Consider the following 21,901-nt stretch of genomic DNA (forward strand, 5'->3'; position numbering starts at 1 on the left):
GGACTATTACTGTAGTTTTACTTCATGATCGAAGTGCCGCTCTCGGCTCGGCAAAACCGTGGCTGACCAGCCGGATGGGCCGCCGATGTCGGTCGAGCGGCTCCGGGTGCTGCGCGAGTTCGCCGACCGCGGCACCATCGCCGCGGTCGCCACCGCGCTCTCGATGACACCCTCGGCCGTTTCGCAGCAGCTCAAGGTGCTCGCCAAGGAAGCGGGCGTAGCGCTGCTCGAGCCCGACGGCCGCCGCGTCCGGCTGACCGACGCGGGCCGGGCGCTGGTGGTGCGCGCGGACGAGGTGCTCGCCGCGATGGATCGCGCCGTCGCGGAGATGGCCAACTACCGTGGTTCGCCGCGTGGCCGGGTCCGGGTCGCACTGTTCCCCTCGGCGGGCGCGCTGTTGTTGCCGCTGGTGCTGTCCGCGCTGTCGCACAGCGGCGTCGATCTCGTCGCGAGCGATGTCGACCTGCCGCCGTCCGAAGCCACCCGGCTGCTCGCCGACTTCGACGTGGTGCTCACCCATCGCGACGAGCGAGCCGCGCCCATCGCCGACCCGCGCATCGTCGTGCGCCTGCTCATGCGCGAACCCATCGATGTCGTTGTCGCGCCGTTCCATCGGCTCGCCGGCCACGCCGCGGTCGCGCCCGAGGAACTGGCCGATGAGACCTGGCTGAGCGTGCGCGGCGGCTACCCGATCGACGACGTCCTCCGTTCGATCGCAACGCTGACCGGTGTCCAACCTCGAATAGCGCAGCGACTCAACGACTTCCGGGTCATCGAAGCCTTGGTCCTCAGCGGCTACGGCGTCGCGTTGATGCCCCGCTACTCGGTGGTGCACCAGGATCTCTCGTTGCTGCGCCTCACCGGCGTCCGCGCCGCCCGCATGTTCGAGCTGGCCACTCGGCCTCGGGCCGAGAGCAGTCCGGCCATCGCCGCGGTCCTCGCGGCCTTCCGTGATGCCGCGGCGAGCATTGTCGCGGAGTCGGCACCTCGGTCAACCACGCGGCGTGAGAGCTGATTTCGTCGACCGAGGCTGATTGTCGGCTTTCCACAGGCGATTTCGTAACGCTCGGCGGACTGGGCCGAGAAGGCGCAGGTACAGGGGTCAGCTGTAGAGCTTAGGGGGCTGAACGCCGTTGCGTCGTTGGCACATTCCCACAACTGCCGGGTGTGCCCTGTGAGAGATCCGTACATGTCGGATCATGCATCCGCGAAATAGATTGCAGGACAGGCCGTCCGAACCGATGAAGGATTTTTGACACGATGCGTGATATCTCCGAGTTCTCCACTCGCAACGGCGGCTTCCGAAGCGTGGTGGTGACCGCGGTCGAGGTCTCCTCCGCGCTCGGCGCCGATGCGGAGTCCACGTGGAAGGGCCTGCTGGCGGGGGAGAGTGGCGTTCGGTTGCTCGACGACCCGGACGTCGAGAGCAGTCGGCTGCCCATCAATATCGGCGCGAAGTTCAAGAGCGATCCGACCGCCGAGCTCGATCGGATCAAGAAGCGGCGCATGTCCTACGTCCAGCAGGTCGCCTATGTGATGGGCAAGCGGATCTGGGAAACGCTCGGCGCGCCCGAGGTGGACAAGGACCGGCTCGGCATCTCGATCGGCACCGGCGTCGGCGGCGCCGAGGTCATCGTCGACTCGAACGACATCCTGCGCGATCAGGGCTATCGCAAGGTCTCGCCGTTCGCGATTCCGATGGCCATGCCGAACGGCCCCGCCGCGGTGCTCGGGCTGGAACTCGGCGCGCGAGCGAGTGTGGTCACGCCGGTGTCGGCCTGTTCGTCGGGGTGTGAATCGCTGGTGCACGCGTGGCGCTCGATCATCCTCGGCGAGGCCGACATCATCGTCGCGGGTGGCGTCGAGGGGCGGATCAATGCCCTTGCGCTGGCGGGCTTTACGAACATGCGGGCGCTGAGCTCGCGGGTGGCGGAACCGGAACGTGCCTCGCGGCCGTTCGACCGCGATCGGGATGGTTTCGTCTTCGGCGAATCCGCGGCCCTGCTCGTGCTGGAGACCGAAGAGCACGCCCTGGCTCGCGGCGCCAGGCCGCTGGCCCGGCTGCTCGGGGCGGGCTTGACCGCCGACGGCTATCACCTGGTCGCTCCGGATCCGGAGGGGCGGGGCAACGCCCGTGCCATGCGTCGCGCGCTGGAGACCGCGGGCGTCGATGGTGCAGAGGTCGACCACGTCAACGCGCACGCGACCGGCACGCCGTTCGGAGACTTGGCCGAGGCCAAGGGAATTGCCGCCGCGATCGGCAAGCATCCCGCGGTGTACGCACCCAAGTCGGCGCTCGGTCATTCGGTGGGCGCGACCGGTGCGCTGGAGGCCGCGATCTCGGTGCTGAGCCTGCGCGACGGCGTGATACCGCCAACCCTCAACCTGGACAACCAGGATGCCGACATCGATCTCGATATCGTCAGCGGCGCAGCGCGATACACCGACGTCCAGTACGTGATGAACAATTCGTACGGCTTCGGCGGGCACAACGCCGCGGTGCTGTTCGGCAAGTACTAGCAAAGAGTGCGGCCCCGGTGCGTATGCACCGGGGCCGCAACGTCTTTCGGGTCGCTAGTGTCCCATCGGCCCGGGGTGGTGGTACTGCTGCGCGCCGACGTAACCGAAGTCGTCGGCGACCATCGCGCCCAGTTCCAGCAGGGCCCGCCGGGTCGGCTTGCTGACCAGCTCCAGGTCGATCTCCGCGCCTTCGGCGAGATGATCGTCGAAGGGCACCACCTGGACCGCGCGGGTGCGGTCGAGGAAGAGCTTGCGCAACTGGTCGAGGTCGACCGTGGAGGCGCCGCGGCGGGAGGCGTTGACCACGACGACGGTGCGCTCGACGAGCTTGCCGTAGCCGTGGTGGTCCAGCCAGTCCAGCGTGGCCGAGGCGCTGCGCGCGCCGTCGATGGCAGGCGAGGTGACCAGCACCAGCGAGCTGGCCATATCGAGCACGCCCGCCATGGCCGAGTGCATCAGGCCGGTGCCGCAGTCGGTCAGGATGATGTTGTAGAACGACTGCAGGATGCCGATGGCCTTGCGGTAGTCGGCCTCGCTGAACGCCTCGGAGACCGCCGGATCCTGTTCGCTGGCAAGCACTTCCAGTCGGCTCGGCGCCTGCGAGGTGTGCGCGCGCACGTCCGAGTACCGGCTGATGTGCTGGTCCTCGAGCAGGTTGCGCACGGTGGAGCGGGTCTGCCGCGGCACCCGGTGGGCGAGCGTGCCCAAGTCGGGGTTGGCGTCGATCGCGATGACGCGGTCACCGCGCAGCGACGCGAACGTCGAACCAAGGCCGACCGTGGTGGTGGTCTTGCCGACGCCGCCCTTGAGCGACAGGATCGCGATCCGATAGTCGCCGCGCACCGGCTGATTCACCCGGTCGACGAGGTCGCGGTAGACGACGTCGGCCGCGGACTCGCCGGGGTTGAGCACGCCGCCGGTGGCCTTGTGCACCGCACGCCGCCAGCCGCTGCGCGGCGCGCGCCGGGCGCGCTTGAGCAGGTTCAGGTCGTTGACCGAGTGGCCGGGCTGACCGGGCGCCGGCACATGCTGCGGCTGGAACGGCTGCGCGGGCTGGTGCGGGTTCGGTCCGCCCTGCCAGCTCGGCGGTGGCACCTGTCCCATCGGCGGTCCCTGCGGCTGCTGCCCCATCGGGGCGGGCGGCTGCTGATACGCGGGCGGTGGCGGCGGCTGGTGGTGGGTCACCGGCGGTGGCGGCGGCGCCCAGCTGTAGATCGGTCCGGCCGGCTGATCGGCTTGCGGCGCACCGGCTTCGGCGTGTTCCTGCGGCACCCGGCGGACCAGGCCGTCGGGGCCGATCTCCTGCCGGTATTCGCCGTAGCCCGAATTCTGCTGCGGCTCCGGCGCGACCTGATGGCTACCGCTGTGCGCGGCCACCGACTGGTACTGGCCGGTCTGGTACGGCTCATATGCGCCGGGTGGCGCGAACGGCCCGGCGTTCGGCGGCGCGTAGCCGCCGTACTGCTCGGCGGAGCCGGGCGGCGGCTGGAAACCCTCGGGCGGACCGTAGGACTGCGGCGGCATCGCGGCGTGCGGATAGGACACGGTCTGGTCCGTCGAGCCGCTGAAGTCGGGCTCGGCCGGATCCTGGTCCGGCTTGTCCGTCACTTCGGCCGTCTCGGACTCCGCCACTTCCCCGTCGGGCTGCGCTGCCGTCGAATCGGCGGCTTGCTCCGACTCGGTGCCGTCGGCCGTGTCCACCGCTTGACTCTGCAGCCAGGGCGGTGAGGTCGGGTTGTGGTCGTTTGTTGTCACAGTTCCCCCATCTGCTCGGGACTACGAGCAGAGAGCTCGGCGCTTGAGTGCGAAACCAACGCTAGCACGGGGTTCGCGGGCTCGCGTCGCGGTATGTATAGCGGACGCGCCCGTATGACACGCCGCTGATATCTGGTCTCCGACAGCAAGATCGAGAGCCGGACACGGGGTCGATCAACGACCACCGTGCCCGGCTCTACCGTACTCGACCTGCGCTATCAGCGTGCTCGGTTGGCCGAGGAGACCACCGCACGCGCCGACCGCGATCGCGCTCTAGTGTGCGCGGTTCACCGCGGAGACCACCGCGCGCAGTGACGCGGTGGTGATGGAGGTGGCGATGCCGACGCCCCACACCACCTTGTCGCCGATCGCGCACTCCACGTAGGCGGCGGCCTGCGCGTCGTCACCCGCGGACATCGCGTGCTCGGAGTAGTCCAGCACGCGTACGTCGAAGCCGACCGTGGCGATCGCGTCGATGAACGCGGCGAGCGGGCCGTTGCCGGTGCCGGTGATCTCCTGCTCGACCCCGTCGACCTTGACCACCACGGCGATGGTGTCGGTGCCGCCGTCGGTCTCGGACGCGGTGACCTTCTGCCGGATCCGCTCCAGCGGCCGGATCGGGCTCAGGTACTCGCTGGCGAAGACGTCCCACATTTCCTTCGGGGTGACCTCGCCGCCCTCGCCGTCGGTGATCCGCTGGACCGCCTGGGAGAACTCGATCTGCAGCCTGCGCGGCAGTGCCAGCCCGTGATCGGTCTTCATGATGTAGGCGACGCCGCCCTTGCCGGACTGCGAGTTCACCCGGATGACGGCCTCGTAGGTGCGCCCGACATCCTTCGGGTCGATCGGCAGGTACGGCACCGCCCAGATCATGTCGTCCACGTCGGCGTCCGCGTCGTCGGCCGCGACCTTCATCGCGTCCAGGCCCTTGTTGATGGCGTCCTGGTGGCTGCCGGAGAACGCGGTGTAGACCAGGTCGCCGCCGTACGGGTGGCGCTCGGCGACGGCCAGCTGGTTGCAGTACTCGACGGTGCGCCGGATCTCGTCGATGTCGGAGAAGTTGATCTGCGGGTCGACGCCGCGGGAGAACAGGTTCATGCCCAGGGTGACCAGGCAGACGTTGCCGGTGCGCTCGCCGTTGCCGAACAGGCAGCCCTCGATCCGGTCCGCGCCCGCCTGGTAGCCCAGCTCGGCGGCGGCCACGGCGGTGCCGCGATCGTTGTGCGGGTGCAGCGACAGCACGATCGACTCGCGGCGGGCCAGGTTGCGGCTCATCCACTCGATCGAGTCGGCGTAGACGTTCGGCGTCGCCATCTCGACGGTGGCGGGCAGGTTGATGATCAGCGGCTTGTCCGGGGTCGGCGCGATGATCTCGGAGACCGCGTCGCAGACCTCCTTGGCGTACTCCAGCTCGGTGCCGGTGTAGGACTCCGGGCTGTATTCATAGCGCCAGTTGGTGTCGGGGTAGCGCTTTTCGATCTCCAGGCACAGCGCCGCGGCGTCGGTGGCGATCTTCTTGACCGCCGCGCGGTCGGCGCGGAACACCACCTTGCGCTGCAGGATCGAGGTGGAGTTGTAGAAGTGCACGATCACGTTCTGCGCGCTGGCGCAGGCCTCGAAGGTGCGCTCGATCAGCTCGGCGCGACACTGGGTCAGCACCTGGATGGAGACGTCGTCGGGGATCGCGCCGTCCTCGATGATCTCGCGGACGAAGTCGAAGTCGGTCTGGCTGGCCGACGGGAAGCCGACCTCGATCTCCTTGTAACCCATCCGCACCAGCAGGTCGAACATGCGGCGCTTGCGGGCCGGGCTCATCGGATCGATCAGGGCCTGGTTGCCGTCGCGCAGGTCGACCGCGCACCAGCCGGGCGCGACATCGATGATCTTGTCCGGCCAGGTGCGGTCGGGCACGGCGACCGGCTCGACCTCCTCGGCGAAGGGCCGGTACCGGAAGGTCGGCATCGAGGAGTTCTTCTGCGCGTTCCACGCGGCCTGGTCGGCCGGGGCGGGCTTGGACGGCGGCGTGATGGTGCGCGCGCCGGATACGAAGGCGTCAGCAGGGGACATGGCGATTACTCCGAGGGTGTGGTGTTTCCCAAAGGGTGGGTCGACCGGCGCGGCGAAACCCCGCGACGGGAGCCGGTCCGATCAGACCCCGTCGCGGCGGCTGAGAAGAAGTGCCCGCTGCATGATGTCGGCGAGTTTACCGTGTGGCAATACACCTGCGGAACCCCGGTCCCGTCGTCTGTTCAACCGACAGTGCCACTAGCGTTCGAGCCGGAACAAACGCTTGTACGGACCGTTTGGTCCGACGGGACGTCGAACGGAATTTTGTTATGACTTGGCTGGAACAGCTGGCCGTCTTCGGTGCGGGCATCGCGGCGGGCGGCATCAATACGATCGTTGGTTCGGGCACGCTGCTCACCTTCCCGGTACTGCTCGCCTTCGGGCTGCCGCCGGTGACCGCGAATGTCTCCAACACGATCGGTCTGGTGCCCGGCGCGATCAGCGGCGTGCACGGCTATCGGCGCGAACTCGCCGGACAGCGCGAACGACTGCTGCGCTTCGGCACCGCGTCGCTGCTCGGCGGCATCACCGGCGCGGTACTGCTGCTCACACTGCCCGCGACCGCGTTCAAGGCGATCGTGCCGGTGCTGATCATCGCGGCCCTGGTGCTCGTTGTCGTGCAGCCGAGGCTGTCGCGGTGGGTCAAGCAGCGGCGCGAGAACGGCGACAGTCCCGCGCCGAAGCACGGTGGCCCGATCTTGCTCGTGCTGATCTACGCGGCCGGTGTCTACGGCGGCTATTTCGGCGCGGCACAGGGTGTGTTGTTGATGGGGATGCTCGGTGTGTTCGTGCACGACGACATGCAGCGACTCAACGGCATCAAGAACGTGCTGTCGATGCTGGTGAACGCGGTGGCCGCGGTGATCTTCATCGTGATCGCCGACGTGGACTGGCGCGCGGTGCTGCTGATCGCGCTCGGCTCCATCATCGGCGGGCAGCTCGGTGCGAAGATGGGCAGACGGATGCCGCCGACCGCGTTGCGCGCGGTCATCGTGGTGGTCGGCCTCATCGCGGTGGTCCGACTGTTGATGACTTAGGAGGTGGCACGTGACTTCGGCGAACAGCGACGCAGCGCCGGTGCCGCGGCTGCGGCGGGTCCGGTCCTAGTGGTCCCGTCAGGGTCGACGGCGCAGGCGATCTCAGGGTGCAATTCATCCCTGCGGGGGACGACCGCCGTGTCGTTGCGGCACAAGATGATCGGCATGCGTGGGTGGAGGATCGTCGTCGTTGCCGCGCTGGCAGCGACGCTGGCGGCGAGCGGCTGCGGGACGCCGAAGAAGCATGAGCAGGCGGTGGCCGACCTGGTCGCCCAGGCCGATGCCGCGCCGACGCCGCGGCTGGACTGGGCGCCGTGCCAGGAGAAAACCCTGAGCAAGCTGCAATGCGCGACGGCGGCGGTGCCGGTCGACTACGCGCACCCGGACGGTCCGACGCTCGGCCTCGCGCTGGTCCGCCAGCCCGCGACCGATCAGTCGCGGCGCATCGGCACCCTCTTCACCGCGGCGGGCGGGCCGGGCGGCTCCGGCATCCACTGGGCGAGCACCGGTCCGATGTTCCCCGGCGAGATCGCCCGCCGCTTCGACGTGGTGACCTTCGATCAGCGCGGCGTCGGGCGCAGCTCGCCGGTCCGCTGCTTCGCCGATGCCGAAGCGGAGCAACGATTTTGGGCAGGCGCGTCGATTCCGCCGGTGAATGCCGAGCAGGAGGCCGCGCAGGCGCGCTTCAGCCGCGATCTGTCGGCAAATTGTGCGGCCAACAGTGCCGCGTTGCTGCCGCACCTGACCACCGTCGACGCCGCCCGCGACCTGGATCTGCTGCGCCGAGCCGTCGGCGACAAGCGGCTGACCTACGAAGGTGGTTCGTACGCAAGCTATCTCGGCGAGGTGTACGGCGCGGTCTTCGGCGATCGGGTGCGGGCGCTGAGCCTGAGCTCGATGATCGACCCGGACGCCTACACCTCGGACACCCGCGCCGAGGTCGCCGCCGCGGCGACGGGCACCGACGAGGTGCTGTCGGAGTTCTTCCGGCTGTGCGCCCAGGCGGGTCAGTCGCGCTGCGCCTTCGCGAGCCCGGGCAAGGCGCCGGCCGATCCGATCGGGCAGATCCGCAGCGACCAAAAGGCAAGCGACGGTGCGGATTTGCGCGCCCGCGATCTCGCCCTGCTTGACCGGCTGCGGCAGGGACCCGTGGTGGTCGGCGAGGGCGAGCACGCCCAGACGGTCAGCTATGCCACCGTCATCTCGCCGCACACGCTGATGCTGTACGACCCCAAGGACGGCTGGCCCGCGCTGGCCCAACTGCTCACCGAACTCGAGCGCGGCGCCGCGGGCAACCCCGACGTCGTGCGCGCGATCCTCGACGCGAACGCGGTGCCGCCGGGATTCCTCGACTCGTTCACCGCAATCTCCTGCGCGGACAACACTTTTCCCCGTGAGCCGGAGCAATGGCCAACGATGGCAAAGGAATTGGACACCGACGACGCCACCTTCAGTTCGTTCTGGCTGTACCTGCGGCAGCCGTGCGCCTCGTGGCCGACCCCGCCGGGTGACTACCCGCAGCGCTACGCCGGTCCGTGGATCCTGCGCTCGGACGTGCCCGCGCTGCTGTTCAACAACCGGTTCGATCCGGTCACACCGCTGACCGCGGCACGCAAGGCGCAGCAAGCACTGGTGAACGCGCGCCTGGTGGTCGTCGAGGGCGGCTACGGCCACGACACCACCGTCGACTGCACCCGGCGTCTGCAGGAGCGCTACCTCATCGACCAGCAACTTCCCGCGCCCGGCGCGACCTGCAAGGCCGATCGGGCACCGTTCACCGACTGAGTCGCGCCCCCTGCTGTCCATCTGCCGCAGGCGTTTCGTGGCCTGCTCGTCACGCTGCCGTTCCCCGCGCCGGGGTCGGCCGCGGGCCCGGCCGACGGGACAATGGAAGGGAGACAACGGATGACGGTCAGGCAACAACTGTTCAGCTAGCGGGAATACCGGTAATCTGCGCTCGGCCATGCGTGATGAGGGAGGTGGCTGGGTGCGAAGACGTGCCTTCTTCAAAGCGGCCGGTACGGCCGCGCTGTTCGGTGCTGCCGCGGGAACGCTGCGGGCCACCGCACCGGCGTCCGCGGACCCGGTGTGGAACCTGCTGTTCCAGTCGTGGGTACCGGAAATTTTTGCCCCACTACCCGACCCGCCCGAGCACACGCCCGCGATCGTGATCGGCTCCGGCTTCGGCGCCGCGGTCACCGCGTTGCGGCTGGCCGAGGCGGGTATCGCGAACACGGTGCTGGAGCGCGGGTCGCGCTGGCCCAACGATCCATGGCGGGAGATCTTCACCGGCGACGACCTGCCGGACGGGCGCGGCTTCTGGCATCGCACCAGCTTCACCGGCGTCAGCAAGGTGCCGATGACGTTCGCCAGCTTCGGCGGCGTGCTCGACTGCACCACCTATCCGGGCATCGATGTGTGGCGCGCGGCCGCGGTCGGCGGCGGGTCGGTCGTCTTCACCGGCGCGATGGTGGCCCCGGAGCGCCGCTTCTTCGACCACCTCTTCGCCGGCACGGTCGAGTACGGCGAGCTGGATCGGGTCTACTACCCGCGGGTGCGGGAGATGCTGCGGCTCAACTCGATGCCGGGCGACATCTACGGCGCCAAGCCGTTCGCACACTCCAGGGCGTGGGACGACCAGGTGCGCAAGGCCGGCTACCAGCCGACGCCGAACGACTCGATCTTCAACTGGGACATCCTGCGGGCCGAGCTGGCAGGTGGTAGCCGGGAGTCGGCCACCGCCGCCCGCAGCAACCTCGGCAACTCCAACGGCGCCAAGTTCGACCTCAATCAGAACTATCTGAAGTACGCGGAGGCCACCGGCCGGTCCGGGATCTTCCCCGGCCATCAGGTGGAGTCCATCGCCCAGGAGCCGGGCGGCCGGTTCTCGGTCCGGGTGACGAAGCTGGCGCCGACCGGCGAGGTGCTCGGCACCCGTACGCTCACCTGCGATCAGCTCTTCCTCGGCGCAGGCTCGGTCGGCACCTCGGAGCTGCTGGTCCGCGCCCAGGCGACCGGCGCGCTGCCCAACCTCAACGAGCACGTCGGCGACGGCTGGGGCACCAACGGCGACGTGGTGCTCGGTCGTGGTGCGAGCGCGCTGGCCGGTTTCGGGCAGGGCGTGCCGAGCGCGAGCCGGATCTTCGACGAGTCGGGCTTGCCGCTCAGCCTGGAAAGCTGGTACATCCCCGGCATTCCGTTCGAGACGGGCGCGCTCGCCTCGCTCGGCATGGTGCTCGACCCGGCCCGCGCCCGGTTCGGCTACGACGCGGCCGCGAACCGGGTCGGCCTGTCCTGGCCGAGCCGGAACCGGGACGACATGGTGGCCGCGGCCCGCGCGGTCGATCACCGGATCGCCGAACGGGCCGACGCGGTGCTCGAATACGGCGCCCTCGGCTACGACGCCAACGCGCTGTTCACCGCGCACCCGCTGGGCGGCGCGGTGCTCGGCAAGGCCACCGACGGCTACGGCAGGGTGCACGGGCACCCCGGTCTGTACGTGATGGACGGTGCCGCCATTCCGGGCAGCACCGGCACGGTCAATCCGTCGCTCACCATCGCCGCGCTCGCGGAGCGCAATATCGAGGCCATCATCCGCACCGGGAAGTAGCGATCCAGCCGCAGCGCGGTCGTGCCGACTAGTGTCGGCACGACCGTTCGGCGTTGAAGGGACACCCAGGTGACAGCTGCCAGTACCACTCCGGTCAGCGAGGAGCTCCCGGAGGGCGATTACCCGCGTAAACCGCCCGCGTTGTGGACTGATTTCTTCATGCTGGCACTGGCCGTCGTGTCGGTGGCACTCGTCGTCTGGATCACCTTCTTCGACGTGTCCGCGCACACCCATCACACGATCGTGGTCGTCGACTGGACGATCTGTGGCGTGTTCGCCGTCGAGTTCCTGTGGCGCTGGCGCCGGGCGGGCTGGCCGTGGACGTTCCCGTTCGTCTACTGGTACGAGGTCCTCGGCATGATCCCGGTGACCAGCCCGTTCTTCCGCGGGTTCCGGTTGCTGCGGATCGTGGTGATCGTGGTCCGGCTCGGCCGGGTCGCCGACCGCGTTTTCGGCGATCGGATCACCGCCGCCGTGGTCAACCGGTTCGTGCTGACCATCGTGGACACGATCAAACGGCCGATGACCATCGCGGTGATGGACGAGGTCGCCTCGGTGATGCGCACCGGCCACTACACCCGCAATATCGCGGCGGCGCTACAGGAGAACCGCGCCGAGATGGACGAGATGATCCTGGAGCTGATCAAGAAGGATCCGCAGGCGGGCCGGGTGCGCTACATCCCGTTCCACGACGACATCATCCGGCTGATCGCCGACACCACGTTCCGCATCCTGTTCCAGGTGCTGGAGGATCCGCGCACCGACGAGCTGGTCTCGGATGTGTTGCGCGAGAACATCGATCAGATCCGGCACGCGGTGCGCAACGATGTCCGGGTGCCGCCGTCCGCATACGGCCCGACGCCGGCCGAACACAGCGTGCGGCATCACCTCAGTCGGATACCCCGTGCCTGATCTCGTCCCTCGGCTGCGCGAATTGAATTGTTTCCCAGACGATCAGGATGGCGAGCACCGCGCACAGCATGGCCAGGGCGGCCAATGCGGGCAGCGCGGCGGCCAGCGGGATCAACGCGAGCAGCGCGACGATGACGATCACCCGCGGCAGGCTGACCTGCCCTGTCGCATAGTGTTTCGCGCCGACCAACGCGATCAGATACAGCACAACTCCGCCGTACAACGCGAACAACGGAATTCCGTACAACGCGTCTTTCAGCGTGTGATGTGACTCGTCGCCGACATAGTAGAGGACTTTCTTCAAACCCAGTGACAGTGCGATGATTCCGGCGATCATCGGGAAATGCCAAAAGGTATAGGCGCCCCGCGCGATCTTGATCTGCCTGGCGCCGTCGGCATGCTCGAGCTCGTGTTCGATGGACAGCGCGGCGACATCGAAATACGTCCACCACAGCAGTCCGGATACCGCGAGCCCGAGCAGCGCGCCCACCGCGATCGGCCATGAGATAGGCAGTCCGGCAACGCCGATACCGATCGAAACGATCGATTCGCCGAGCGCGACGATAATGATCAGTCCGTACCGTTCCGCGAAGTGGCTGGCCGAATTCAAGCGCCAGTCGGTGCCCGCGAACAGCGTCCACAGATAGTCACCCGCGATGGCGGCGATCCACAACCCGATCTGGACCGCGCCGGAGGTCATCGCCGCGATCACCAGCAGCGTGGTGCCGAGGGTGATCGAGCCGAGCGACCAGCGCAGCACCTGACCGCGCAGCTGCGCGTCCTCGGCGCTGGCCAGCCAGAACATGCCGACGTGCACCAGCCGCACGACCAGATACGCGATCGCGAAGACCAGCGGGCCGTACCAGCCGCCGGGCAGATCGTGGAAGGCCTCGGGGATGGCGAGCGCGGCGAGGAACGCGCCACCCATCGCGGCGAACATCGCGACCCTGGCGAAGCCCTCGTCGGCGCGAACCACGTTGCCGAGCCAGGAGTAGGCGATCCACAGCCACCACATCACCGCGAGCACGAGAAACGCGCGCAGCATGTTCTTGACGCTGGTCTCTTCCGCCGCCAGGTCGGTGACCATGGTGAACGCGAAGACGAGCACCAGGTCGAAGAACAGCTCGAGCTGTGTCACCGACTCGCCTTCGGCCACCGCCTGCAGCCGAACCCGTTTGGAACCGATCATGGTGCACATAGTCGCACCCCGATCGGGTCGGCGGGTGCTTGCTTGGCTGCGCGTCGCCCGATTTCGCTCTGAGCGTGCGGCTACTGCCGGTTATTCGTTATAGCTATACGGCTTCATTGTTTCCGCTTCCGGAAACGCCTCGGCGAACTCGATGAAATTCTGCACCGCGATCTCGTTCTGCTTGCGCACGGTGCGCTTGAGTAGTAGTCCGGGCACCGGGATGGGGAGGTAGACCTCGGCGTGGAACCAGACGTCGGTGGCCTCCGCGCCCGCGCTGACCTCGAACCAGCCGCCGCCCTTCGCGCCCCGAGTACTGTCGGTGACCTGCCAGGATGATCGGTTGCCTGACCAATCGTATTCCAGCACTTGCAGATCGGAGCTGCCGAGAAGTTCGGTCTTGACGAAAACTCGAACCGGCCTGCCCGCCTCGTCACGTGATGCGACGCGGGCATCGGTATATCCCGGCGACCATTCCGGCAACATTTCGACAGCGGCCAGCGCATCCATCACTTGCGTGGAATCGGCGTCGACGACGAATCGAATATCGGTTCTCGTGCGCATGCAAAACCTTCCGACCCCCGATGGACAACTCAGCCCGATTCTCTCTATCGGTTATCTGATTCGTCAACCTCGTCGCCGAGCCGGATAGTCCGTTCGCGAGACCGACGTGGTCTTTTGGTGTCCAAAAGCGGACATCGGAAGTGCGCTAACAAGTTCCATGCGGAAGATTTGTGCCATCTTCCAAGTGGTGTGCAGCGCGGATGTCATCGAAAGTCGGTACCCAGGCCGCATCGCCGAATCACCGTGCGAAGGCGCGTCACAATGCGGCCATTGCGACGGCGGCCGACGTCAGTTGGCCGGTTCGACTATCGCGTCGGGCCCCGGATATACCAGCGACTCACGCCCGTCGGCGTAGCGCACGAGGTAGGGCGGTGATCCTTCCGGTCCGCGCACCTCGATGATCTCCCCGTGGCGATCACCTTGGCCCACAACGTGTCCGTGCACGAGCAGTCGATCTCCGACATTCGCCATCATCGACTCATTATCGGATGCCGGTGACGCGGGTCACAAGGAATCGGCCATGGAGACCGCGCGGTCTTCATGCCTCGATGACGCGATCCACCGCGGCCGCGATCAGTTCCTGGCTCTGCTCCTCGGTGAATACGCCCGGCAGCGTGAGCCGGTCCACGATCAGCCAGTTCAGTGCCAAATAGAGCAGTATTACCGACTTTTCATCGCCGGGCAGTCCGGCGTCGAGGTGGTTGCGCACGTTGAATTCCACGTCCGCGCGCACCCGCTCGGTCAGCACGGCGCGCAGTTCCGGTCGCCGGGTCGCCTCGAGGCGCAGCTCGAGCAAGGCGAGGTAGCCGGTGCGGTAGGCCTCGATGCGCTCGACCACCTCCTGCATCAGCTTCGTGATGTGCGCGCGGTTCTTCGGGCCGTCGGCCAGCTGGCTCATGGCGGCCGCGCTCGGCGCCAGCCGCTCGTAGAAGCGGCTGCCCGCCTGGGTGAGGAGGTCGTCGCGGTTGGCGAAGTAGTTCGACGCGGTGCCCGCGGGCACCGCCGCCTCCTTGTCCACCGCGCGGAAGGTGAGTCCGCGCGCTCCGTCGCTGGCCAGGACTTCGATCGCCGCATCGAGCAGGGCCTGTCGACGCTCGGGGTTAGTCCGCACTTGACACCACTCCATCCGTAGTACTACTTTCAAATCACTACAGATAGAGTACAACGGATTGGGCGGTACCGGAATGCGAAAGCTTGTCTACTACGTCGCCGTGTCGCTCGACGGATACATCGCAGGTCCGGGCGGCGAGTACGACTTCTATCCCGTCGACGCGGAGATGGGCGCTTCGCTCAATGCGGAGTACCCGGAGTTCGTCCCGTCGTTCGTCCGGCCGCACTTCGGCATGCCCGCCGACGAGCCGAACAAGCGGTTCGGCACCGTGCTCATGGGTCGCGGCACCTACGAGCCCGCCCTGTCCATCGGCGTGAGCAGCCCGTACCCGCACATGAAGCAGTACATGGTGTCCAGCAAGCTCGGCCGAATCGATGACCCGGCAGTGGAATTGGTCGACGCCGACCCGCTCGGTCTGGTGCAACAGCTCAAAAAAGAAGAGGGCCAAGACATCTGGCTCTGCGGCGGCGGCAATCTCGCCGCCCAGCTGCTCGGCGAGATCGACGAGCTGATCATCAAGAGCTACCCCGTTGTCGCGGGCAGCGGCATCTCCGCCTTCACCGGCGAGTTCCGGCCGACCCTTTTCGCGCCGACCCGGCGCGCGGAATTCGGCAACGGCGCACAGGTCACCTGGTTCACCCGCGCCTGACCCGACAATGGCGACGGGCGAACAGCTTTCGCTGCGGCCGTCGCCGTAGGGGGAGATCATTCGCCGCGGACCCGGTCGTAGATCAGGTACAGCGCGCCGGACTCGGTGGTGGACAGGTCGGTCAGCGACCAGCTCGACGCCGCGAGGCCGTCCTCGAAGAGGCGGGCGCCGCCGCCGGCGATCTCGGGGCACTGGGTGATGAGGATCCGGTCGACCTCGTCGGCCGCGAGTAGCGTCTTGATCACGCTGCTGCTGGCCAGCACGACGATGTCGCCGACGTCCTGCTCGCGCAGGTGCTTGACGGTCGCCACCGGGTCGGCGTCCGCGATCCGCGAGTGCTGCCACGGGGCCTCGGTGAGCGTGCTGGAGAAGACCACCTTCTCAACGGCGTCGAGCCACTGCCCGAAGGCCCGGTCGCGCGGGTCGGCGTTCTCGTCGACCGCGACGGTCGGCCAGTAACCGCCGAAACCCTGGTAGTTCTTGCGACCGAGCAGCGCGGTGGTGGCCGCCTCGGTCATCTGGACCATCCGGTCGCGGGTCGTGTCACTCACGGCGTGCGGCACGATCCAGCTCATGTCGTAGTCGCCGCCCGGGCCGTTGGTGCGGCCGTCCAGCGAGAGCGAGATGTTGGCAACGACCCGGCGGTTTCCTGTGTTCGTCATGATGTTTCCTTCGTGTCTGTGACGCTGTCCGCGTCGTTGAGATAGATACTTCCGTCGCGGCGGCCGCGGAACATCTGCCAGCTGGCCGATATGTGGTGGCCGAGGTGGCCGAGGTGCCTGACCGGATATGGGTCGCTCGCGCAGGCCTGTCATGTCAGACTGCTGACGCGATGCCAGACTCCACCGACGCACTACCCGCCGAGCTGTCCTCGTTCATCGGCCGCACCGAGGAACTGGCGGCGATCGGTGCCGCCGTCGCACCGGGCAGGGTCGTTACCCTGGTCGGACCTGGTGGCTGCGGTAAGACGCGGCTCGCGCTTCGAGTGGCCCGCACCGTTTCCGACGACTGGCCGGACGGTGTCCGGTGGGTCGCGCTGGAAGAAGAACACGACGATGCGGCGGTGGTGCATCGAGTCGCCGCGGCCCTCGGCGTGCTGCTGCCCGGTGGTGCCGATCCCGTCGCGACCGTGGCGCGCGGGCTCGCCGACCGCGAAACCCTGCTGGTACTGGACAATTGCGAGCAGCTCGGCGACGGCGTCGCGGCGCTGGTCACCGGCCTGCTCGGGCGTTGTCCACAACTCGGTGTGCTCGCGACAAGCCGCGCGCCGCTCGGGGTCGGCGGCGAGCAGGCGCGCCGGGTGCCCCCGCTCGCGCTGGCGAACGCGTTGACGCTGTTCCTCGCGCGTGCGCACACCGCAGAGCCGACACCGGAGGCGCGCGCCGCGGCCCGCCGGGTGTGCGACCGTCTGGATCGGCTGCCGCTGGCCCTCGAACTGGCCGCGGGTTGGACGGGCACCCTGTCCCTCGCTCAGCTCGCGGACTCGCTGCACGAGCCGTTCGTGGTGCTCGACGGCGGTTCGCGCACCGCGCCGTTCCGGCAGCGGACCCTCGCGGAATCGATGCGCTGGAGCCATGACCTGCTCGACGACGACGAACGGGTGCTGTTCCGCAGGCTCGGGGTGTTCGAGCCGGGTTTCGCCGCCGACGCGGTGGCCGCGTTGGACCCGACGCCGGGTCGCGCGTTGCGGACCCTGCGCGGGTTGATCGACAAGTCGCTGGTCTCGGCGGACACGACCGGCGAGGTGGCCCGCTATCGAATGCTGGGTGTGGTGCGGGATTACGCGCTGCTGCGGCTCGCCGAGGCAGGGGAGACCGAACAGCTGCGTGACCGTCACCTCGCGGGGTATCTCGCGTTGGTCGAGCGCGCCGATTCGCTGCGCGGCACCGACCAGGATGCCTGGCGAGCACGGATCACGGTGGAACTGAACAATATTCGCGCGGCCATCGACTGGGGATTGAGCCGCGACGACCCGACCGATGGCCGCAGGCTCGCCGCCGCGATGGCGTGGTTCTGGTATCTCGAACCGCGCGGCCTCGAAGGGGTGCAGGTGCTGCGGCTTGCCGTCGATCGCGGCGCCGGGGCACGCGACGAGCTGCAGGCCCGGGTGCTGGCCGGGTTGGCGCTGGTGTGCGACACCGCCGTCTACGGCTTCGTCGGATACGAGTCCGCCCGTGCCGCAGTCGAATTGGCCGACGAGATCGGGGCGGACGCGGTCGGCAGGCTGGCGCGCTCGCTGTGCGCGGTCGAGCAACTCGGCCTCGACCTGGACCGGGCATCCGCCGATGCCGACGCGTTGCACCGGGACGCCCTGCGCGTCGGCGACGGCTTCATCGCCGACTCGATGCAGGCGCTGCTCGGGCTGATCCACCTGTTCCGCGACGAATACCGTAGCGCCATCGAACAACTCGACCAGGCACTGGTCGGCATGCGCAAGCGCAACGACCGTGGCTTCACCTCCTTCGCGCTCACCTGGCTCGCCACCGCGACCGCCCAGTCGGGCGAGCTGTCGCGTGCCGCCGAACTCGCCGAGCAAGCCGTCGCTACCGCGCAGCCACTGCACGACTTCCATCACATGGGCTCGGCGCGGGCGGCGCTCGCCGAAATACGAGTGCGCCAAGGGCGTCTCGACGATGCCGCCGCCGTGCTCGCCCCGATCGACCGCCTGCTCGACGGGGAAGCCTCGCCCTTCGTGCCGGGCTGGGAGCGCGTGCACGGCATGCTCGCGCTGGCGGCGGACGACCCGGCGGCGGCCATCGCCTGGTGCCGTCGGGAAGGGCGCACGCCCGGCGATACCGCCGATGGGCCGCTCACCCCGTGGACCCAGGTGGTGCTGGCCACCGCACTGCGGCAATCGAGCGAACTCGACACCGGTCGTTCAACCGAATCCGACGTGGCGGCAGCACTTCTCGAACCACTCGCGGCCGAGCCGATGATTCGTGCGCTGCCCTCGGTGTACGCCGACGTGCTCGACCAGCAAGCATTCCTGTTGCACCACAGGGATATCGAACAAGCGCTGCGCCTGCACCACCAAGCGCTACGCATTCGAGCCGAGCACGAGCTCGTCCTCGGTTGTGTGGCAAGCCTGGAGGCGCTCGCGGTGGCGCTGGCCCGGCGCGGCACGGCCGACACGGCCGCCGTGCTGCTCGGTGCCGTCGACCGCGCCCGCTCCGACACCGGCTCGGCACCGGGGCGATCGGCAGCAGTAGCCCTTACGCTGCTGAGCTCCCTTGTCGCCGAACAGGACCTGGCCGACCACCGTGATCGCGGCCGTTCCATGGGCATCACCAAGGCCGTCGACTACGCCACCAAGGCACGCGGCAAACGCAACCGCCCGGATTCCGGCTGGGCAAGCCTGACCCCGATGGAACGGTCCGTCGTCGATCTCGCCGTCGACGGCCTGTCCAATCCGGAGATCGCCGCACGCTTGTTCATCAGTCGCGGCACCGTGAAAACCCACCTGGCCCACGTCTACGCCAAGCTCGGCGTCGCCAACCGCACCGAACTCGCCCGCCTACACGTCCCAGCAGACGGCTAGTCGCTGAGGAACGACAACCGCACCTGCCGATCGGGATTGTCGATATTGAGATCCACCAACGCGACGGACTGCCAGGTCCCCAAGGCCATCGCGCCATCTATCACCGGAATCGTCGCGTATGGCGCGATCAACGCGGGCATCACATGCGACCGCCCGTGCCCACGCGACCCATGCGCATGCCGCCACCGATCATCGGCGGGCAGCAGGTCACGCAGCGCGGCGAGCAGATCGTCATCACTGCGCGCACCGAGTTCCATCACCGCGATCCCCGCCGTCGCATGCGGCACGAAAACATTCAGCAACCCATCACCCCCGCCGGAAGCCTCGCGCACGAACGCCGTGCACTGCCCGGTGATGTCCTGCACGACCTCGGTTCGCCCGGTGGTCACCGTCAATACCGTGCTCTTCATCACCCCATCGTGCGTCATCTATCCGGTTTCGTCGGCGCGCAATGCCCGGGCCACCCGCAGCGATGTCTCGTACCACCGATGCCACCGCACCGAATTCCCGTGTGAGCAGCTCAAAGTGCGGTCGGCGGAGGAGGCAGGGGTTATCCGCTGGACGACGGCCGGTACGCTGGGTGGCTGTTAGCAGCTGGTAGTCGATCTTGGAGGACCCTGTCGTGGCTCTCGTTGTTCAGAAGTACGGAGGATCCTCGGTGGCTACCGCCGAGCGCATCCGGCGCGTCGCTGAACGGATCGTCGAGACCAAGAAGGCGGGCCACGATGTAGTGGTCGTCTGCTCGGCCATGGGCGATACCACCGACGAACTGCTCGACCTGGCCCAGCAGGTGGCCCCCGCGCCGCCGGCCAGGGAAATGGACATGCTGCTCACCTCGGGTGAGCGCATCTCCAACGCGCTGGTCGCGATGGCCATCCACTCGCTCGGCGCCGAGGCCCGCTCGTTCACCGGCTCGCAGGCCGGCGTGATCACCACCGGCGCGCACGGCAACGCGAAGATCATCGACGTCACCCCGGGCCGGTTGCGCCAGGCGCTCGACGACGGGCAGATCGTGCTCGTCGCGGGCTTCCAGGGCGTGAGCCAGGACAACAAGGACGTCACCACGCTCGGTCGTGGCGGCTCCGACACCACCGCGGTCGCGCTGGCCGCGGCGCTGGAGGCCGACGTCTGCGAGATCTACACCGACGTGGACGGCGTCTTCACCGCCGACCCGCGGATCGTGCCGGACGCACAGCGGCTCGATCAGGTCTCCTACGAGGAGATGCTGGAACTCGCGGCCTGCGGCGCGAAGGTACTGATGCTGCGCTGCGTCGAATACGCGCGCCGGTACAACGTGCCTGTGCATGTTCGCTCGTCCTATACCGACAAGCCTGGCACCTACGTTTACGGATCGATGGAGGACATCCCCTTGGAGCAAGCAATCCTCACGGGCGTCGCGCACGATCGCAGCGAGGCCAAGGTCACCGTGGTCGGGCTGCCCGACGTGCCCGGCTACGCCGCCAAGGTGTTCCGCGCGGTCGCCGATGCCGAGATCAATATCGACATGGTGCTGCAGAACGTCTCCAAGATCGATACCGGCAAGACCGACATCACCTTCACCCTGCCCAAGACCGACGGCGCGCGAGCCGTCGAGATGCTGACCAAGCAGCAGGACGAGATCGGCTTCGCCCAGGTGCTCTACGACGACCACATCGGCAAGGTGTCGCTGGTCGGCGCGGGCATGAAGAGCCACCCCGGCGTCACCGCCACGTTCTGTGAGGCGCTGGCCGACGCGGGCGTGAACATCGACCTGATCTCCACCTCCGAGATCCGGATCTCGGTGCTGGTGCGCGACACCGAGCTGGACGAGGCGGTCCAGGTGCTGCACCGGGCCTTCAATCTGGGCGGCGACGAGGTCGCCGTGGTGCACGCGGGAACGGGGCGGTAAACGATGGGCATTCGAGTAGGCGTCGTCGGCGCGACCGGACAGGTCGGTGCCGTCATGCGAAAACTGCTGGAGGAGCGCAACTTCCCGGCCGACGAGGTGCGGTTCTTCGCCTCGTCGCGCTCGGCGGGCACCAAGCTGCCGTGGCGCGGCGGCGAGATCGTCGTCGAGGACACCGAGCTGGCCGATCCGGCCGGCCTGGACATCGCGTTGTTCTCCGCCGGTGCCACCATGTCGCGCGTGCAGGCTCCGCGCTTTGCCGCGGCGGGCGTCACCGTGATCGACAACTCGTCCGCCTGGCGCAAGGACCCCGACGTCCCGCTGGTGGTCAGCGAGGTCAACCCCGAGCAGACCCGCAATCTGGTCAAGGGCATCATCGCCAACCCGAACTGCACCACCATGGCCGCCATGCCGGTGCTGAAGCCGCTGCACGACCTCGCCGGTCTGCGCCGCCTCATCGTGTCCAGCTACCAGGCGGTGTCCGGTAGCGGCCTGGCCGGCGTGGAAGAGCTTGCGACACAGTCGCGCGCCGTGATCGACGACATCGAGAAGCTGACCCACGACGGCAGCGCGGTGGACTTCCCCGCGCCGAACAAGTACGTCGCGCCGATCGCGTTCAACGTGCTGCCGCTGGCCGGTTCGCTGGTCGACGACGGCTCCGGCGAGACCGACGAGGATCAGAAGCTGCGCAACGAGAGCCGCAAGATCCTCGGCCTGCCCGAGCTGCTGGTGAGCGGCACCTGCGTGCGCGTGCCGGTGTTCACCGGCCACTCGCTGTCGGTGAATGCCGAGTTCGACCAGCCGCTTTCGGTCGAGCAGGCCAAGGAGATCCTGGCCAAGGCGCCCGGCGTCAAGCTCGTCGAGGTGCCGACGCCGCTGCAGGCGGCCGGTGCCGACGATTCGCTCGTCGGTCGGATCCGCCAGGATCCGGGCGTCCCGGACGGCCGTGGCCTCGCCCTGTTCATCTCCGGCGACAACCTGCGAAAAGGTGCCGCCCTCAACACCATCCAGATCGCCGAGGTTTTGCTCAGCAATCGCTGAGATACGCTGATCCGACCTCGCGGCCG

18 protein-coding genes are annotated in these 21,901 nt (G+C 68.1%); 10 read left to right on the forward strand and 8 right to left on the reverse strand.

The window, feature by feature from the left end; all coding sequences use genetic code 11:
* The first annotated feature begins 85 nt into the window (after nucleotides 1-85).
* Together ACIBK2_RS06115 and ACIBK2_RS06120 are read left to right on the forward strand one after the other, a co-directional pair.
* Nucleotides 86-1,015 carry a LysR family transcriptional regulator gene (locus ACIBK2_RS06115; protein ID WP_396965824.1) on the forward strand — a complete coding sequence of 310 codons (930 nt, stop codon included), beginning with the start codon at nucleotides 86-88 and terminating at the stop codon, nucleotides 1,013-1,015.
* A 245-nt stretch (nucleotides 1,016-1,260) separates the two neighbouring features.
* Nucleotides 1,261-2,520, forward strand: a complete 1,260-nt coding sequence (locus ACIBK2_RS06120) for a KasA/KasB family beta-ketoacyl-ACP synthase (protein ID WP_396964269.1) — start codon at nucleotides 1,261-1,263, stop codon at nucleotides 2,518-2,520.
* A gap of 54 nt (nucleotides 2,521-2,574) precedes the next feature.
* On the opposite strand, the gene ACIBK2_RS06125 is transcribed toward ACIBK2_RS06120, so the two are convergent.
* Together ACIBK2_RS06125 and leuA are read right to left on the reverse strand one after the other, a co-directional pair.
* The gene (locus ACIBK2_RS06125) at nucleotides 2,575-4,221 is read right to left on the reverse strand and encodes an AAA family ATPase (RefSeq protein ID WP_396965826.1); all 1,647 of its coding nucleotides are present in this window, start codon (nucleotides 4,219-4,221) and stop codon (nucleotides 2,575-2,577) included.
* Nucleotides 4,222-4,548: 327 nt separating this feature from the next.
* On the reverse strand, nucleotides 4,549-6,342 hold the full coding sequence (gene leuA, locus ACIBK2_RS06130) for a 2-isopropylmalate synthase (protein WP_396964271.1): 1,794 nt from the start codon (nucleotides 6,340-6,342) through the stop codon (nucleotides 4,549-4,551).
* A gap of 269 nt (nucleotides 6,343-6,611) precedes the next feature.
* Here leuA and ACIBK2_RS06135 point away from each other — a divergent pair, with 269 nt between their 5' ends.
* The 4 genes from ACIBK2_RS06135 (at nucleotide 6,612) to ACIBK2_RS06150 (ending at nucleotide 11,901) form a co-directional block, all read left to right on the forward strand.
* The gene (locus tag ACIBK2_RS06135) at nucleotides 6,612-7,379 is read left to right on the forward strand and encodes a sulfite exporter TauE/SafE family protein (RefSeq protein WP_396964273.1); all 768 of its coding nucleotides are present in this window, start codon (nucleotides 6,612-6,614) and stop codon (nucleotides 7,377-7,379) included.
* A 165-nt stretch (nucleotides 7,380-7,544) separates the two neighbouring features.
* A complete protein-coding gene (locus ACIBK2_RS06140; protein WP_396964275.1) occupies nucleotides 7,545-9,164 on the forward strand; it encodes an alpha/beta hydrolase in 1,620 nt (539 codons plus the stop codon).
* A gap of 202 nt (nucleotides 9,165-9,366) precedes the next feature.
* A complete protein-coding gene (locus ACIBK2_RS06145) occupies nucleotides 9,367-10,989 on the forward strand; it encodes a GMC oxidoreductase (RefSeq protein ID WP_396964277.1) in 1,623 nt (540 codons plus the stop codon).
* Nucleotides 10,990-11,058: 69 nt separating this feature from the next.
* Entirely contained in the window at nucleotides 11,059-11,901 is an 843-nt protein-coding gene (locus ACIBK2_RS06150) for an ion transporter (RefSeq protein WP_396964279.1), read from the forward strand.
* Here the strand turns inward: ACIBK2_RS06150 and ACIBK2_RS06155 are convergent.
* The 4 genes from ACIBK2_RS06155 to ACIBK2_RS06170 form a co-directional block, all read right to left on the reverse strand.
* A complete protein-coding gene (locus ACIBK2_RS06155) occupies nucleotides 11,879-13,090 on the reverse strand; it encodes a low temperature requirement protein A (protein ID WP_396964281.1) in 1,212 nt (403 codons plus the stop codon). The genes ACIBK2_RS06150 and ACIBK2_RS06155 overlap by 23 nt on opposite strands.
* Nucleotides 13,091-13,180: 90 nt before the next feature.
* Nucleotides 13,181-13,651, reverse strand: coding sequence for an SRPBCC family protein (locus tag ACIBK2_RS06160; RefSeq protein ID WP_396964283.1), 471 nt, complete (start codon nucleotides 13,649-13,651; stop codon nucleotides 13,181-13,183).
* A gap of 288 nt (nucleotides 13,652-13,939) precedes the next feature.
* Entirely contained in the window at nucleotides 13,940-14,125 is a 186-nt protein-coding gene (locus ACIBK2_RS06165; protein WP_396964285.1) for a DUF1918 domain-containing protein, read from the reverse strand.
* Nucleotides 14,126-14,189: 64 nt separating this feature from the next.
* On the reverse strand, nucleotides 14,190-14,762 hold the full coding sequence (locus ACIBK2_RS06170; protein WP_396964287.1) for a TetR/AcrR family transcriptional regulator: 573 nt from the start codon (nucleotides 14,760-14,762) through the stop codon (nucleotides 14,190-14,192).
* A gap of 73 nt (nucleotides 14,763-14,835) precedes the next feature.
* Between ACIBK2_RS06170 and ACIBK2_RS06175 the strand changes: the two genes are divergently transcribed.
* Complete coding sequence (locus ACIBK2_RS06175; protein ID WP_396964289.1) at nucleotides 14,836-15,411, forward strand: dihydrofolate reductase family protein; 576 nt, start codon at nucleotides 14,836-14,838, stop codon at nucleotides 15,409-15,411.
* Nucleotides 15,412-15,467: 56 nt separating this feature from the next.
* Here ACIBK2_RS06175 and ACIBK2_RS06180 read toward each other — a convergent pair whose 3' ends face one another.
* Nucleotides 15,468-16,073, reverse strand: coding sequence for a dihydrofolate reductase family protein (locus tag ACIBK2_RS06180; RefSeq protein ID WP_396964291.1), 606 nt, complete (start codon nucleotides 16,071-16,073; stop codon nucleotides 15,468-15,470).
* Between the two features lie 170 nt (nucleotides 16,074-16,243).
* Between ACIBK2_RS06180 and ACIBK2_RS06185 the strand changes: the two genes are divergently transcribed.
* On the forward strand, nucleotides 16,244-18,949 hold the full coding sequence (locus ACIBK2_RS06185) for a LuxR C-terminal-related transcriptional regulator (RefSeq protein ID WP_396964293.1): 2,706 nt from the start codon (nucleotides 16,244-16,246) through the stop codon (nucleotides 18,947-18,949).
* Here the strand turns inward: ACIBK2_RS06185 and ACIBK2_RS06190 are convergent.
* Nucleotides 18,946-19,359, reverse strand: a complete 414-nt coding sequence (locus tag ACIBK2_RS06190) for a secondary thiamine-phosphate synthase enzyme YjbQ (protein ID WP_396964295.1) — start codon at nucleotides 19,357-19,359, stop codon at nucleotides 18,946-18,948. The two genes, ACIBK2_RS06185 and ACIBK2_RS06190, sit on opposite strands and share 4 nt — an antisense overlap.
* 212 nt (nucleotides 19,360-19,571) lie before the next feature.
* On the opposite strand from ACIBK2_RS06190, the gene ACIBK2_RS06195 reads away from it, so the two are divergent.
* Both ACIBK2_RS06195 and ACIBK2_RS06200 read left to right on the forward strand, forming a co-directional pair.
* The gene (locus ACIBK2_RS06195) at nucleotides 19,572-20,837 is read left to right on the forward strand and encodes an aspartate kinase (protein WP_379281878.1); all 1,266 of its coding nucleotides are present in this window, start codon (nucleotides 19,572-19,574) and stop codon (nucleotides 20,835-20,837) included.
* 3 nt (nucleotides 20,838-20,840) lie between these two features.
* Nucleotides 20,841-21,875, forward strand: a complete 1,035-nt coding sequence (locus ACIBK2_RS06200) for an aspartate-semialdehyde dehydrogenase (protein ID WP_396964298.1) — start codon at nucleotides 20,841-20,843, stop codon at nucleotides 21,873-21,875.
* The last annotated feature ends 26 nt before the right edge of the window (nucleotides 21,876-21,901 follow it).

The sequence above is a fragment of the Nocardia sp. NPDC050175 genome (assembly GCF_044459885.1).
GTDB lineage: Bacteria > Actinomycetota > Actinomycetes > Mycobacteriales > Mycobacteriaceae > Nocardia.